12 protein-coding genes are annotated in these 16900 nt (G+C 27.8%); 9 read left to right on the plus strand and 3 right to left on the minus strand.

Going from position 1 to position 16900, the window contains the following annotated elements; translation table 11 throughout:
• Positions 1-323: 323 nt before the first annotated feature.
• A complete protein-coding gene (locus A9G13_RS05925) occupies positions 324-2063 on the plus strand; it encodes a glycosyltransferase (RefSeq protein WP_065556670.1) in 1740 nt (579 codons plus the stop codon).
• Between the two features lie 65 nt (positions 2064-2128).
• Here the strand turns inward: A9G13_RS05925 and glf are convergent, their stop codons facing one another.
• The gene (glf, locus tag A9G13_RS05930) at positions 2129-3226 is read right to left on the minus strand and encodes a UDP-galactopyranose mutase (protein WP_065556671.1); all 1098 of its coding nucleotides are present in this window, start codon (positions 3224-3226) and stop codon (positions 2129-2131) included.
• A gap of 148 nt (positions 3227-3374) precedes the next feature.
• On the opposite strand from glf, the gene A9G13_RS05935 reads away from it, so the two are divergent.
• Positions 3375-4376 (plus strand): glycosyltransferase family 2 protein, encoded by a 1002-nt coding sequence (locus tag A9G13_RS05935; protein ID WP_065556672.1) that lies wholly within the window; start codon positions 3375-3377, stop codon positions 4374-4376.
• Here A9G13_RS05935 and A9G13_RS05940 read toward each other — a convergent pair.
• A complete protein-coding gene (locus A9G13_RS05940) occupies positions 4340-5395 on the minus strand; it encodes a glycosyltransferase (RefSeq protein ID WP_065556673.1) in 1056 nt (351 codons plus the stop codon). The genes A9G13_RS05935 and A9G13_RS05940 overlap by 37 nt on opposite strands.
• A 241-nt stretch (positions 5396-5636) precedes the next feature.
• On the opposite strand from A9G13_RS05940, the gene msbA (A9G13_RS05945) reads away from it, so the two are divergent.
• From msbA (A9G13_RS05945) to A9G13_RS05960, 4 genes are all read left to right on the plus strand, one after another.
• The gene (msbA, locus tag A9G13_RS05945; protein WP_065556674.1) at positions 5637-7373 is read left to right on the plus strand and encodes a lipid A export permease/ATP-binding protein MsbA; all 1737 of its coding nucleotides are present in this window, start codon (positions 5637-5639) and stop codon (positions 7371-7373) included.
• Positions 7374-7385: 12 nt separating this feature from the next.
• Entirely contained in the window at positions 7386-9158 is a 1773-nt protein-coding gene (gene msbA / locus A9G13_RS05950; protein WP_065556675.1) for a lipid A ABC transporter ATP-binding protein/permease MsbA, read from the plus strand.
• Between the two features lie 67 nt (positions 9159-9225).
• A complete protein-coding gene (locus A9G13_RS05955) occupies positions 9226-10359 on the plus strand; it encodes a glycosyltransferase family 9 protein (protein ID WP_065556676.1) in 1134 nt (377 codons plus the stop codon).
• Between the two features lie 51 nt (positions 10360-10410).
• A complete protein-coding gene (locus A9G13_RS05960) occupies positions 10411-11664 on the plus strand; it encodes a glycosyltransferase family 9 protein (protein ID WP_065556677.1) in 1254 nt (417 codons plus the stop codon).
• On the opposite strand, the gene A9G13_RS05965 is transcribed toward A9G13_RS05960, so the two are convergent.
• Positions 11657-12625, minus strand: coding sequence for a glycosyltransferase family 8 protein (locus A9G13_RS05965; protein ID WP_141670878.1), 969 nt, complete (start codon positions 12623-12625; stop codon positions 11657-11659). The two genes, A9G13_RS05960 and A9G13_RS05965, sit on opposite strands and share 8 nt — an antisense overlap.
• A 139-nt stretch (positions 12626-12764) precedes the next feature.
• Between A9G13_RS05965 and A9G13_RS05970 the strand changes: the two genes are divergently transcribed.
• From A9G13_RS05970 to A9G13_RS05980, 3 genes are all read left to right on the plus strand, one after another.
• Positions 12765-13733 carry a glycosyltransferase family 8 protein gene (locus A9G13_RS05970; protein ID WP_065556679.1) on the plus strand — a complete coding sequence of 323 codons (969 nt, stop codon included), beginning with the start codon at positions 12765-12767 and terminating at the stop codon, positions 13731-13733.
• Positions 13734-13752: 19 nt separating this feature from the next.
• A complete protein-coding gene (locus A9G13_RS05975; protein WP_065556680.1) occupies positions 13753-14727 on the plus strand; it encodes a glycosyltransferase family 8 protein in 975 nt (324 codons plus the stop codon).
• Positions 14728-14991: 264 nt separating this feature from the next.
• The gene (locus A9G13_RS05980) at positions 14992-16896 is read left to right on the plus strand and encodes an ATP-dependent DNA helicase (protein ID WP_065556681.1); all 1905 of its coding nucleotides are present in this window, start codon (positions 14992-14994) and stop codon (positions 16894-16896) included.
• Positions 16897-16900 lie beyond the last annotated feature (4 nt).

The raw sequence follows: 16900 nt of genomic DNA on the forward strand, positions 1-16900 counted from the left end.
AAATATTTGAAATTTAATCTTAATTATCATATAGATAAAAAGATAATTTAATTTGGATTGTTTATATATTAAGAAAAAAATTTCAGCTATATTGCTCGATCTTAACTGTAATAATCTAATCGTAGAATTAATTGATGATTTATTAAAATGATGTATAAATAGAAAAAGCTTTATATAGAATATATTACTCGATATTTATGTAAAAAATGAATGATATAGTCATATATAATGAGTAATTATAAATTTATGTTAATTTTGTGTGAAATTATAGTAAAAGTGATATAATATCTAGCTACCTTATTAATTTAACTTTTATTTTTAAAATGACTTTAGAAAATTTAACATGTATTCAAAATATTCTTATTCCGAATAAAACATTTGGTTCTAATCCGTTAAAATATTTGGTTTCTCATTTAATCAGTTACTCTAGAGATGAAATTGTAATTTTTGCTGGTGGAATTGCGTCTTTTGATTCGTATTATAATGCTTTATCTACGCCAGTTTGGAAAGAACAGTGTGGTTTAAAATGTTTAGAATTCTTCGCAAAAGGAAGGGGTAGGGCCGCTATTAAATTGTTTATTGCTACTTTAAATGCTGACTATGAACTAGCCAACGAAACAGTAGAATTAAACGAAAACTTACAATCTATTTTTGAATATGATTTGTCAAAATTAGAACATAGAGGTTTACTTTATATAACCATTTCTCCAATGGAAGATAAAGTGATTTTTAGTGGTGGAGGATGGTATACCCGAGAAAGACCGAAAAGAGATGTTATTCTTGGTATTAGTATTACCCATTTTAATCGTAAAAACTATGTGTTACCTGCCATTCAAAGAGTTAAAGAAAAAATATTAGATAATCCAACATATAAAGATAAGATACTTTTTACGGTTGTTGATAATTCTAAAAATATCTCAAAAGATGAAGCTAATGGTGTTAATGTTATTCCTAATGAAAATACTGGTGGTTCAGGTGGTTTTATGCGAGGTTTACTCTATTATGAGAATGACACAAATGCCACCCATGTTTTATTTATGGATGATGATGCATCTTGCGAAACAGAAAGTATTACAAGAGCTTATTGGATTCTATCTTATGTTATTGAAAATAATTCTGCTGTTTGTGGTTCATTGTTTATTGATGATAGACCGGATTTTTTAATTGAAAAAGGAGCTACATTTTATACTTATGGGCGACCGAATTGTCATAATTTTAACATGACTATCAGACAAAACTTATTAGAATCCGAATTAGGAAACCAACCTAAAATTACCTATGGAGCATGGTGGTTTTTTGCTTTTCCTATTAAGCATGTTAAAAATTATACATTTCCATTTTTTGTTAGAGGTGATGATATATTTTTTAGTCTTTTTAATGATTTTAATTTTATTGCGCCTATCGGTATTGCTTGTTATGGGGAAAGCTTTGGAACAAAAACTTCACCTCTAACCCTTTATTTGGATACAAGAAATAATATTGTTAATTCTCTTTATTTAAAAAGACCAATAAATAAGATTGCAAGAACTTATAAGCGTTTATATCTGTCCGCACTATACTCGCATAAATATGAAACCGTTGCTGCAATTAGATTATCTTTTAAGCAAGTATGGGGTGATATTGATTTTTGGTTTAATAATTATGATTTAAGTGATGTAAGAAAATCCTTTACTGAATTAGTCAAAGTTGAAAAATTTTCAAATATTGATATAGATAAGCTAGCTCCTGTTTATGAATATAAACATAGAACAAAAATTATAAAAAAATTATCATTAAATGGTCTATTGTTTCCAATGAAAAATAAGATTGCTTATCAAGAGTTCAGTTTTTGTGCTAATTATGATCATATCTTTGGATTTAAAAAAATACTTTATTACAAACCAAATAATAAAACTGGTTTTATCGTTAAAGTTTCAAGAGTTAAATTTTTTAAATTGATATTTTGTCTTTATGTTGATCTTTTTAAGATGCGATTAAACTATAAGACTAATATAAAAAAATATAAAAATAATTTTGGCAAACTAACTTCTAGAGATTTTTGGACAAAAGTGTTGAAACTATGAATTTGGTAGAGTTGATAAAATTATAAATTGCTTAAAAAGCTGTCACTTAAATGACAGCTTTTTATTTACAGTAAAATTTCTAAAAAATTTAAAGCTTTTTCGATTACGTGATGCATATCATAATATTTATATTCAGCTAATCTACCACCAAAATAGACATGTTTTTCACTATCTGCAAGTTCTTTATATCTTTTGTATAGATTAGCATTTTTATCATTATTGATTGGATAATATGCTTCATCTCCGATCTTCCAATCTTTGGGGTATTCCTTAGTAATAATAGTATGTTCGGTATCAATATAATCAAAATGTTTATGTTCTATAATACGGGTATATGGAATATCAAATTCCGTATAGTTAACTACCGCATTTCCCTGAAAATTAGGCTCATTAACTGTCTCATTATCAAAATGCAAAGACCTATATTCTAAAGTTCCATATTGGTAATCATAAAATTGATCTATTGGGCCTGTATATATAATTTTATCTGCAATGTTTAGATAACTTTGTTTATCACCAAAAAAATTAGTATTTAATTTTACCTCAACACCATCAAGCATTTTTTCAATTATCTGAGTATATCCACCAATAGGAATACCTTGGTATTTATCATTAAAGTAATTATTATCAAAAGTAAATCTAACTGGTAATCGATTAATAATAAATGGAGGAAGTTCAGTTGCCTTTCTCCCCCATTGTTTTTCAGTATACCCTTTGATTAATATTTCATAAATATCTTTGCCTATTAGAGATATGGCTTGTTCTTCAAGATTCTTGGGATTTTCAATATGATATAGTTGTTTTTGCTCTTCAATTTTTGCATGAGCTTCCTTTGGAGTTTTTACTCCCCATAATTGATAAAAAGTATTCATATTAAATGGTAGGTTGTATAATTTACCTTTATAATTTGCTATAGGGGAGTTAGTAAAACGGTTAAATTCAGCAAAACTATTAATGTAATCCCATACTATTTTTTTATCAGTATGAAAAATATGAGCTCCATACTTATGAACTTTTATACCATTATTATCTTCAGTATATATATTCCCAGCAATATGATTACGTTTTTCAATTAAAAGTATTTTATATCCCTTTTTCTTTAATTCATAAGCACATATGGAACCAAATAAGCCACTACCAACAATCAAATAGTCATATTTCATAGTATTCTCTTTTATAACAGTTAAAACAAATAATTAGATATTTATTATATTATATTTTTAGTCTAAAAAAGCAAATATTAATTGTATTTTGAACAGTTAAATTGTTATATCATTATCCATGAGATTATTATAAACAATAGGCGATTAGATGAAAGATAAGATGCCATTAGTATCAATTATAATACCGATTTATAACTCTAGCACTTCTATACTAAATACTTTAGCTTCTATAGAAGCTCAATCTTATAAAAATTATGAAGTTATTATGATTAATGACGGCTCTATAGATAATTCTTTGGAGATTATAGAAAAATATCAAAGAAAAAAAAATAATGTTATTGTATATAGTCAACAGAATTCAGGTGTGTCAGCTGCCAGAAATAAGGGAATAGAATTAGCAAATGGAGAGTTTATAACATTTTTGGATAGTGATGATATTTATTCACCAATTTTTTTAGAAAAAATGGTATCAAAGCAAAAGGAAAAAAATACTAATTTAGTTTTTTGTGGATACAATAGAATTAACTCTTCAGGAAAAATTATAATAATTCCTTGTTTATTTAATGAAGAAAATATTTTAAAGTCTTATTTGCAACGAAACGGGTATTTTCATTTTTCTGGATTTTTAATTAAAAAAAGTATGTTAGTGGAAAATTGTATTTATTTTGAAGAAGGGGTTCATATATCTGAAGATCTATTATTTACAGTAAAATTACTCAATAGTGCAGATTGTTCTTGCGTTAAAGAGTATTTATTTAATTATGTTCAGCGTTCAGGTTCGGTTATGCTTTCTTCTTGGTCAGATAGTAAGTGGCTTTCTGATATCAGAGGGCATAAACAAATATTAGATTATTTGATTGAGAATTATCATAAAAGTGATAAACAAGAAATATTAGCGCTTGCTTCAGCATGGATTTTTCAACGTGAAATATCTTATTTAATTGATTGCATAAAAAAAATGAAATATCAGAAAATTAAATGTTATTTAGATAATATAACTTTCAATAAACAAACTAAACTTTGTGAAAATTCTAAACTTAACAATAAAGATTGGAAAAAATATGAAATTATAAAAAAGAATAACAGAATTATTTGGTTTTTTTATACCTTATACTATCGATTTTTAAGATTTAATCTAAAAATTTTTTGAAAATAAATTTTATAAATAGAGTACTTTATAAAGTAATAAATACTAGAAAAAAATTTCTTTTGATGTAACTTATGTTTAGAACAATATCTTAGTTGGGGGGAATTTTTGGCTACTTGTAAAGGTGAAGATTTCCAAGGTGAATGATATTTTGAGTCCAAAAAGTAATTAGCACATTTATAATCTTTAGCCCATTTATGCCAAGGTTTAGTCGGACCTATGTAATGGATTAGAATGGTTTCGTCAGTAACGGGAAAGTAACAACTAGAGTTAGCTTTATATTTTAATTCATAATTAATATTAACTTGTTGATTATATTTTTTATCCAGATATTTAACTTCTCCATGCAAAATTAAATTTAATACATCTTGATCCAAATGTGTAAAACTTTTTGATAGGTTTTCATCGACGAGTAGCTTTAATGCTTTGTCATTTACTTTAAAATTTTCCCATTTCTTAAGATCAATTAGTAAAAAACCGGCATTGAAGTAACCGGATAATAATTTCTTTTCATTAAGTCGTATAGCACATTTTTTCCACCATATAGGATCTTTATCTTCAACTGCATAAATTATATTATTATCAAACGATAACGTAAATAATTTTTGTAAAGAGCCCTTGCATATAATATCCGCATCAAGATAAAGAATTTTATCTATTTTATTATAAAAATAATCAGCAATAATAAATCGAAAATAGGTTGCAATTGTCCAGTTTTTAGTTGTAGGTAGATTTGATATAAAATTGTCATCCACTAGATAGATAGTTATACAAGTTCTATATTCATCAGTTATTTGTTTTAATTTATTTTGAAAATCTTCACTTATATAACTTGTGAATATATGAAAACTAATATTACAATTAAGATTATTCAATAAGATTGACGTAATAGAAACTCCACAACCTAAAAAGAAGTTTTTATCAATTCCATATGCAATATTTAGTTGATTAACCTTTTTGCTATTAGGATTAACTGCTAATGTTAATTTTTTTTTAATGACCTCGCTTAAATCAAAATACATTATTTATATCCTGTTAAATCATTTTTTATAAAAATTAATAGTTATATATAATACGGATTCATTATTGAGTTAACTAATTTAAAAAGTATGGAACAATAGAAATATAATGTTATAAACGGTATACAGTTATAATAGTATATAGATAAAAAAATTATATTCTAGTGAAAAAGAATTGTAATTAGAATTTAAATTCTTTGGTTATATAGTATAATTTAGTAACTTTAAATTTAATTTTTCCTGTATGTCAAATAAATATAGCTCATATAATACTATCAAACAATTGTGGCCCTTCATTAATCCACATAAAAAAGCTTTAGTTGTTGCTATTATTGCTCTTTTACTAAATGCAGCAACTGATGCAACATTAATATCATTAACTAAACCATTATTGGATGATGGTTTAATGAATAAAAATTATGATTTGTTAATTTATTTCTCTATCGGTATTATTGGGTTAATTGCAATCCGAGGATTATCAAATTATGGTTCTACATATTGTCTTTCTTGGTTGTCCGGTAAAGTGATAACTAAATTTAGGCAACTGATTTTTGAACATTTAGTCAGAAGTCCTATTAGTTACTTAGATAAGAATCCTGTAGGCGAGCTTGTTACAATTATTACATATAATACTCAACTTTTATCCAAGGCTTCATCAGATGCGCTTATTATATTAGTAAGAGAAATAGCTTATGCTATCGGTTTATGTATAGTGATGTTTTATGGGAATTGGCGATTAGCACTTGTTTTAATTATTGTGGTACCTATAGTTATTTTTGTTGCTCAATTTATAGCAAAAAAATTCCGCAACGCGCTTGTTACAATGCAAAAAGGTATAGGGAATATTGCAATAGCTACAGATGAAATGTTAAAAGGCCATAAAGAAATTTTAATTTTTAATGCACAGAAATATGAAAAAAATAATTTCTATTCCATTAATAAAATTTTTAGGCGAAGTCTTTTAAAAATTGTACTTGTTTCTAGTTTATCAACACCAATAATACAATTAATTGCGACATTGGCTTTAGGATTAATTTTATTTTTAGTTGCTAGTCATGATTTAGATATTACTCCTGGTTCATTTACTGTAGTTTTTTCCGCTATGGTTGCAGTTATGCGTCCTCTTAGAGAACTTACTAGTGTTCAGCTTGAATTACAAAAAGGGTCTGTAGCTTGTGAAACATTGTTTAACCTATTAAATTCACCACTTGAAAAAGATAATGGAAAAATTGAATTGAAAAGAGCGAAAGGTAATATTGAATTTCATGAAGTTACTTATACTTATCCAACAAGAACTAATCCGGCTTTAAATAAAATCAGTTTTAAAATCAAAGCGGGTGAAACTGTTGCTTTAGTTGGTAGATCTGGTGCAGGTAAATCTACAATAGCGAGTTTAATTCCTAGATTTTATGATATCCAAAAAGGGAATATACTTTTAGATGGTTTAAATATTAATAGTTATACTTTGGCTTCATTGCGTGATCAAATAGGTTTGGTTTCACAAAAAGTTCATTTATTTAATGGAACAATAGCAGAAAATATTATTTTTGGGGCAAAGTATAAGTATAGTCGGGAAGATATTGTAAAAGCAGCTAAACAAGCTAATGCTATGGAATTTATAGAGAAATTAGAGTATGGTTTGGATACTGAAATTGGAGATAACGGAGTTTTATTATCTGGAGGACAACGTCAGCGAATTGCTATTGCAAGAGTATTATTACGTGATAATCCTATTCTCATTCTTGATGAAGCGACAGCTGCTTTAGATAATGAATCAGAACGATTAATTCAGCAAGCAATCGAGCATTTACAAAAATATCGAACGTCTATTATTATTGCTCATCGTTTATCAACTATTGAAAAAGCCGATCATATATTAGTTATTGATGATGGCAAAATAATAGAAATAGGTACTCATAAAACATTGTTATGCCAAAATGGTGTTTATGCCAAAATGTATCAGATGCAGTTTAATTCTTAATAAAAAAATACTATGAAAAAAAATGATAACCAATTAATAGATAACGACTTAGATCGGGATTCATCCACTTGGAAAACTTTTTCTAAGTTGTGGCCGTATATATCAAAACATAAATTTACTCTTCTTTTATCCATATTATTGCTTATTCTAAGTGCATTTGCAGATACTTCACTCATTGGATTATTGCAACCACTATTAGATAAAGGTTTTGTTGAAAATGATCAAAATTTTTTAATGATGGCTCCTTTTTATATTTTTGGTTTAGTTTTACTTAGAAGCATTGCTAATTATGGATATTCGTTCTTTTTGTCATTAGTTTCTACTGAAATTGTTTTAAAAATTCGGCAAAGACTTTTTAATCACTTTGTTGATGCTCCTGTTAGTTTTTTTGACCAAAATTCTACTGGTAGATTATTATCTCGAATTACTTATGATACTGACCAAGTTGCCTCTTCTTCATCGGATGCTTTAATCACTATAGTACGTGAATCAGCTTTTATTTGCGGATTGTTTTACACAATGTTTGTCAATAGCTGGCAGTTGTCTTTATCTTTACTTATCATCACCCCAATTGTAATTGGTTTAATTACTTTTATTTCTATAAAGTTTCGAAAATTAGCTAAAAGAATGCAAAATTCAATGGGTAGTGTTACGATGTCCGTAGAACAGATGTTAAAAGGTCACCGAGAAATTATCCTTTTTGGTGCTCAAGATGAAGAGTCTAAAAACTTTGATAAAGTAAATAATAAATTTCGTCGGGATGGTATGCGATTAGTTTCTATTTCTGCATTATCAACTCCTATTGTTCAACTTATAATCTCATTTGCCATTGCTTTTGTATTATTAATGGCTAGTAATCCTGACTTAAATATTACTCCAGGACAGTTTACTGTTGTTTTCTCTTCTCTGGTTGCATTAATGCAACCAATCAAAAGTTTAACCAGCGTAAATGCTGATTTTCAAAAGGGTATGGCTGCTTGCCAAACATTATTTGCTATTTTTGAACAACCAATTGAGGAAGACAATGGTAAACTAAATATTGATCGCGTTAACGGTAAAATTGACTTTAAACATGTTACTTTTACTTATGAGACTAGACAAGAACCGGCATTGCAAGATATTAGCTTTTCCGTAGAATCAGGTAAAACTGTTGCTTTAGTGGGGCGTTCTGGATCAGGTAAAACGACTATAGCTAGTTTGTTACCCCGATTTTATGATATTATTCAAGGAGAAATTTTAATTGATAACTATAATATAAAAGATTTAACTTTACATTGTTTACGTGACCAAATTGGTTTAGTGTCACAAAATGTTCATTTGTTTAATGATACGATAGCCAATAATATAGCTTATGGAAATATCGGGAAATACTCTCAAAAACAAATAGATAAAGCAGCTAAAGAAGCCAACGCGTATGATTTTATTATGAAAATGGAAAAAGGTTTTGATACAGTGGTTGGTGAAAGTGGTATATTATTATCTGGTGGTCAACGCCAACGTATTGCCATAGCTAGAGCTTTATTACGTGATACTCCAATCTTAATTCTTGATGAAGCGACTTCAGCTTTAGATACTGAATCGGAGAAAGCAATACAAAAAGCTTTAGATGAATTACAAAAAGGGCGAACATCAATAGTCATTGCGCATAGATTATCAACTATTGAAAATGCCGATGAGATATTGGTCATTGATAATGGTCATATTGTTGAACATGGTAATCATCAAGAATTACTTTTGAAAGATGGTTTATATGCTAAATTATATAAAGGAAAATTAGCTTATTAATAAGCTATAAAAATAATTAAAAAACACAAATCTTAATGATTTAACTGAATAGAATAGATAAGCAAATATGATAAATAAATTATTGAGATTTATTAAATATTTAAATAGACAGCGTAATTTAAAAGTTAAACCATTAAAAATAGCGATTAAATTAGCTTTATTGAATCATAAAAAAAAAATAAGAACTGTTTTATCGCCAGAAAAATATAAAACTGTTGCGATTCTTATGAATGATCAAGGTATCGGTGACGCAATAGTTACATCTTATCTAATTAGAACTCTTCGCGATAAAGGTTATACTGTATATGTTATTGTAGAAAAAAGAATAGCTTTTTTATTTGATGAGTTTATTAGAGTTGATGGCACTTTCTTATATGATAAAAAGAAGAATATTAAATACTTATCTAAGCAATTAGATAACCTAAAAATTGATGTTGCTATTGATCTCGTTGATAAAGGTGATAATAGTGTAAGACGTTCACAAATACTTTCAACTATTAAACCTATACACACAATTGGTTTTAATCAAGAACAGTATAAACTTTACGACACTTCTATACCTTATTTTGAATATTCTTCCCATATTTCTGTTCGTAGTATAAAAGTGCTTGATATTATGAAAATTAAAACTGATGTAGTTAAGTACTATGTTAATATACCAAAAGAAATTGAAATGTCTGTACAGGATTTTATTAACAAGGAAATTGGAAATGATAAGAAAATTATTATTTTCAATCCTTATGGTTCAAATGAAGCTAGAAGTTTTTCTGATGCCCAAATTGATACTATTTTATTTTTTCTGTCACAGTATAAAAACTATTTAACAATGGTAGTAGGAGAACAAAATAAAATAGGCCGTCTAAAAGTAAATGATAAACAGAATATTCTAATCAATCCATTTAGTTCTTTTTTCTCTACCGTGGCGTTAATTAAATTATCAGCTTTTGTAATCACAGTAGATACTTCTATCGTGCATATTGCATCTATTTATAATAAAAAAATGGCTTGTGTTTATAATAACCGTATTATTGATAATAAATTTATCAATAATCTTGTTTGGGGGCCTAATTATTCTAATGCGGTGCAGTTGTTTACTAATGATAATCTTGGTACAGGATTAGGAGATCAGATTGCTAATCTAGATCCTAATATCATTTTACAACATTTGAAAAGTAATTTAGAAAAACTAAGCACTAATTAAATTTTTGACATTTTAGATAACAGTGAACTCTAATAAATTTTAGAATTTTAAATGTTATTACTTATTAAAAAATTAACAGGATTTATTTTGAAAAGTTTTAAAGAAAAAGTTAGGCGGTTAAATTGGAAACGTAATTTTATAACAAAAAAAATTAAATATTTTATCTATATAAAAATATTGACTTTTCTTATTTTTTTTCTTAGAAAAAAAGGCTCTTTTAATTCTAATGAGATTAATAAAGTTCTTATATTAAGAAATGATTGTATAGGTGATATGATTGTCACGACCCCATTCATCCGATATTTATTTCATGCAGGTTATGAAGTTTATGTATCATCAAGAAAAAATAGTTTAGAGATTTTAATGGGGAATCCTTACATTAAAGGATGTTTTTTATATGATGACAAAAATTTTCGCACATTAATAAGATCACTTAAAAATATTAGAAAGCAACATTTTGATTTAGCTATTGACGCTAGGTTTCATCGACGATTAGATTTGACTCATTTATACTTTTGTTGTTTCGTGAAAACTTCAAATTTATTAAGTTATAACAAAAGTAATATTAAATCATTTAATATTTCCCTTCCTTATTATAAAGCAAACAGTCATGTTACAAATCAACTAAAGTATTATTTAGATAATTTAAATATAAATTATGATTTATTTAATTATGATATTTTTATTGATTATGGAAAGGATAATTATGTTCAAAGTTTTATAGATAACCTTATTAATTTAAAAAAAAAATTTGTAGTAATTAATCCATATGGTGGTTCCCACTATCGTTGCTTGTCTAATGTTCAAATAGAAAAAATATGTGATCTTTTTAAGTGTTCTTATCCTCAATATAAAATTATTATAATAGGGCAACCTAATAGATTAAATACACTATGCATAGATGAAATTATTAAATTTCAATCTCAATCAATTAGAGATGTTATCCCATTGATAAAAAAGGCAGATTTAGTTATTAGTGTTGATACGTCCATTGTTCATATAGCTTCTGCTTTTTCAATCAAATGTATATCTATTTACATGGAGCCACTTTCTCCAAGTCTAGATAATTTAAAATCTGTATACAGCCGAGCATTAAGTGACTATAAATATTTACAACAAGATTTGCTTTTGGATAAAAAATATATAAAAAAGCATAAACCGGATCTTTCCATGCAAATAAATAAAGATCTTTGGGCTCCCAATAACGAAAATGCTAAACAAATTGTATTTTATGTTAATAGCATTGAGGCAATTGAGACTAGTAATTTAGTAAATTCAATAAACCAATGCATTGAAGTTAATTAAATTTACTACTTAATTTATTAATTAGATAAATACTGTAATATTTGAACCAATTAATTAAATTTCTTTTCTTTAAATAATTATTTGCATAAATCCGATAGTCATGAATACGCATTTTGGATTTGTAACTGGCAAGTGGTGTTGTTGCCCAGGGAGTAAAATGTTTATAAAAACAATAAATTTCTTGGGCTAACCCTTTATGTTCTTGATACCATATTTTTCTTGCACCAGTAAAATGAATAATATAGGGCAAAGTTGTTTTATCGTAGAAAAAGTTATCTCTTTGGTCGTCATTCATCCAAGTAAATAGATAATTCCATTTATTTTCAATCAATAGCACTTGATTTTGCAAAACAATATTAAGAGCATCTTGATCCGGATAGATCAGTTCTTTTGATTGCGGTGATGATAATAATATTTGGTTAACTTTTTCCTCAGTATCAAAGTTTATCCAATTATTGATGTTAATATATAAAAAACCTGAATTAAAATAATATTTAGAAGTTAGTTTTAATCGGTTTTTATTTTTCAACATATTATCATTATTTAATGAATCAGGTGTCACAGCACAAACTACCGAATCTATATTTATATTATTAATCTCTGAAATATCACTAAAACATAAAGTGTCAGCATCAAGATAAATAAATTTATCAATATTTCCATGTAATAATCGAGGTACGCATAAGCGAATATACATTGAACGATTAATGTGTTTAACTTTATTATTTAGATTATCAATGTATTTAGTTAGTTCATTTGGAGGAATTGAATAAATACTTATTGATGAGCTTATTTTTTGTAATTTTTGTTGTTCTTCGAGAGTAACATCATATAAAAAAACATGAAAATGAATATTATTATGCATATTATTTAAAATAATAGAGGTAATAGATACCCCTACATGCTCCAAATAATTGGAATCAGTGCAATATGCTATGTTAATAATATTATTGTTCATCATTAATGCTCTTATATCTCTAACCTTAATATTTAGTCATTTGCTGTTAAATATGTCAACTTAAAAAAGTTTATTAGTTCTTTGTTTAATTTTATATATGTTACAATATATCTAGATTTCAAACCATTATTAAACATTTTATATGCAAGAAAATATTTTTATAAGTAAAATATCAACAATATTTGAGAATTCAGTTATATCGCAATCAACTTTGCATATTGCTTTATGTTTTGATGATAATTATGCAATGCCTGCAGGTATTGCTATGTCTTCTGTTATTGTTAATAATCTAGATAAAAATCTAGTTTTCCATTTATTTGCTAATAAAGTCTCAAATGAGAAAATTGCACGCTTCAATGAATTAAATAAAAAAAATATCACTATTATTTGTTATGAAATTAGTGAAAACTTTTCAGTTAATCCGGATACTTTAATATTACATGTTTCAGCGTCTACTTGCTTACGGTTTATTGTGCCTCAACTTTTAAATAAAATTACTTCGCGAGTATTATATTTAGATTGTGATATTTTATGTACTAACAATCTTAATGAGTTAATTAATATTAATTTAGATAATAAATATTCAGCGGTAGTTCCGGATGTAGATAAGACCCAAGAAAAACAATGTGCTGCCTGTGGTATTCCTTTTGGTGAATATTTTAATGCAGGAATGATATATATTAACACTGATATGTGGGTTGAAAATAACCTGACCGATAAAGCATTTACTATGATTAATAGTGGCAAAGTATATAAATTTGCTGATCAAGATGTTCTTAATATTTTAATGCAAGGTAAAACAGTGTTTTTACCCCGACGTTTTAATAACCTTACTTCTCTTACTGTTGCGGGTAATGAAGACAGTCAAGTTGATAAAGATGCAGTGATTATTCATTATGTCACCGGTAATAAACCATGGTATAGGTTATATTTAACTCCAACTTACCAGCAATACATAGCTTCTTCACCATGGGCAAATGATAAATTATTATTGGCCAATGAAAATGCTCCATCAACTACAAGACGATATGCAAAGCTACTAGCCAGCCAACATAAGTATGTTCTAGCATTTAGATATTATTTACTTTATTTAAAACATAAATTATTTTAAAAGTGTTAAGGAACATGTTGTGATTAATGTTGACAAGTTTATTAATAAAAGAAAAAAGTTATTAAATTATGATTTTACAAATAGCAAACAAGTTTTACATATTTTACTTTGTTTTGATAATAATTATGCCTTATCGGCCGGAGTAGACGTAATTTCTATTATTGAGAATAATAAACATCTTGAAATCCATTTTCATTTATTTACACATAATATTTCTGAAGAGAATAGACAAAAGTTTGCTTTAATTTCAGCAGATAAAATAGCAATAACGGAATACATTATTAATGATCAATTTCAAATTGATCATAAAAATACTGAACAATTTCCTATAGCAGCTTGTGTAAGATTGATAGCCCCTATTGTTTTAAAAAATACTGCGGAAAGATTGCTATATATCGATAGTGATACACTTTGCCTCAAACATTTAGACATTCTTCTTGACATTCCATTAGATAATATTGTAGTTGCTGCAGTGGCTGATGCGCCTTATATGCAGGAGTCTCAATGTAGTAAATATGGTATAGTCAAAGGAGCCTATTTTAATTCTGGAGTTATGTTAATTAATATCAACCTTTGGTGTCAAAAAGATGTCACCTCAAAAACTTTACAAATACTAAATAGTGGAGAGAAGTTTAATTATCCGGATCAAGATGTATTAAATATTGTTGTCGGTAACCAAAGAAAAATCTTAGAAAGAAAGTATAATAATTTATTAGGATTATCACCTTATGGAAATGAAGATTCTAATGTGCCTGAAGATACCGTATTTATCCATTACATCACCAAAAATAAACCTTGGCATCAGCCTTATAAAACTAATTTATTTGATTATTATTTAGCTAAATCTCCTTGGAAAAATGATATTTTACCTTTATATAATAGTAAAAAAACTTCATCAATTCGCGCTTATTCAAAATTAATGTTTAAAGAAAAAAAATACTTATCAGCAGTAATACAATACATGATTTATTTAAAAACTAAGTTTATCAAATAAAAACTATTAAAGTGACTCTATGTGATACTAATTAGCAATCTAATTAACTATAAATTAATTATTTTTTTCTATATTTCTACTTACTAAATACTATAGCTGCATTAAGAAATGCCAATAGTATAATTTGTGAGTTTGGTGTAAGATGCTATCCCCATTAAACATATAGGCTTATATGTATTTATAATGCTGTATAATGTCGTAAGTAGATTTTCTATTTTTAATTGATTTTGCTAACTTCTTCTTGGTTAACTAGGTACTTTTTAAGTGATTGATGATTTTGCTGATAATGGTTTACTGGCTCAAACTATCGATGGGTTTGTGGCTAGAGAACCACAACGGAACATGGCAAGTAAAGTTTCTGAGTCAATAAAAAAACAGCAATCACTAGTTGTTGAAGCAGGAACCGGTACAGGTAAAACGTTTGCATATTTAGTGCCTGCTTTACGTAGTGACAAAAAAGTTATTATTTCAACGGGTTCTAAAAATCTTCAAGAACAACTCTTTAGTAAAGATCTACCAATCATCAAAAAAGCACTAAATTATACTGGCAAAATTTCTCTGCTTAAAGGGCGTGCTAATTACCTATGTTTAGAAAGATTGCATCATCAATATGCAGCCGCAGGCGATCTTGATAAAGACTTACGAGTCGATTTAGTTAGAGTTAAAAATTGGTCAATTAAAACCAAAGATGGAGATATCAGCAAGTGTACTACTGTGACTGAAGATAATACGATTTGGCCAATATTGACTAGCACCAATGATAATTGTCTTGGTAGCGAGTGTGAACATTATAATGATTGTTACGTAGTTAAAGCCCGTAAACGCGCATTAAATGCTGATGTTGTGGTGGTGAATCATCATTTGTTTTTAGCTGATGTGGTAGTCAAAGACACCGGTTTTGGTGAGTTAATTCCCAAAGCAGAAGTGATGATTTTTGATGAAGCACACCAACTTCCCGATTTAGCCTGTCATTATTTCGGTCAACAGTTAACTAGTCGTCAACTATTTGACTTAGCTAAAGAAATTAATCTCAGTTATCGCACTGAGGTTAAAGACATGTCACAGTTACAACAATGTGCAGATAAATTACAAAAATGTACTCAAGATTTAAGACTAGCTATTAATCAACAAAATGCTAAAGGGAATTTACATAATTTATTTAAACAACCAACGGTAAAACAAGAGCTATCTTTTCTTTTCGATGCCTTAAAGTTCTGTCAGGAAGTTTTATTACTGGCGGTAGGGCGCTCAACAACATTAGATAACTGTTTCGAACGGGTTAATCAATATAACATATTGTTGAAAAGATTAACCGATACTCAAGTCCCTGGTTTTAGTTATTGGTATGAAAGCTCTTATAACTATTTTGTTTTTGCACTAACACCTTTATCAGTTGCTGACAAATTCACAGAGCTACTAAGTGAGCGTAAAGGTAGTTGGATCTTTACCTCAGCTACGTTATCAGTCAATAATCATCTTGATTACTTCACTAAACGCTTAGGATTAACCAATGCAGAATCACTTATATTAGAAAGCCCATTTGATTATGTGCATCAAACAATAATGTGTGTTCCACGTTATATTCCTTCTCCTAATGAACAAGGAAATGCTGAAAAGTTGGTCGAAATTTTGTTGCCTGTTATTGAAGCTAATAATGGACGCTGTTTCTTTTTATGTACTTCGTATGCCATGATGAATGCTTTGGCTAAGCAATTTCGAGAAGTAACTAAATTATTAGTTTTAGTCCAAGGCGAAACCAGTAAAGTTAAATTACTAGAACAATTTATTCACAATGGTAATGCTTTATTAATTGCCACCAGTAGTTTTTGGGAAGGGATTGATGTTAGAGGGGATACCTTGTCATGTGTTATTATAGATAAATTACCATTTACTTCGCCTGATGACCCTTTAATTAAAGCTCGTATGGAAGATTGTCAAATGCAAGGTGGTGACCCATTTAATGAGGTACAATTACCAGAGGCAGTTATTACCTTAAAGCAAGGTGTAGGGAGATTAATTCGTCACCATAATGATCGTGGAGCCGTTATTATTTGTGATAATCGCTTGGTTATGAGGCCTTATGGGGCAACATTTATTAATAGCTTACCGCCTTCACCACGAACGAGAGATATAAATAACGTAATTAATTTTTTATTAACTAAAAAATAATATA

The organism is Gilliamella sp. wkB178 (genome assembly GCF_001690705.1).
GTDB classification, from domain to species: domain Bacteria; phylum Pseudomonadota; class Gammaproteobacteria; order Enterobacterales; family Orbaceae; genus Gilliamella; species Gilliamella apicola_K.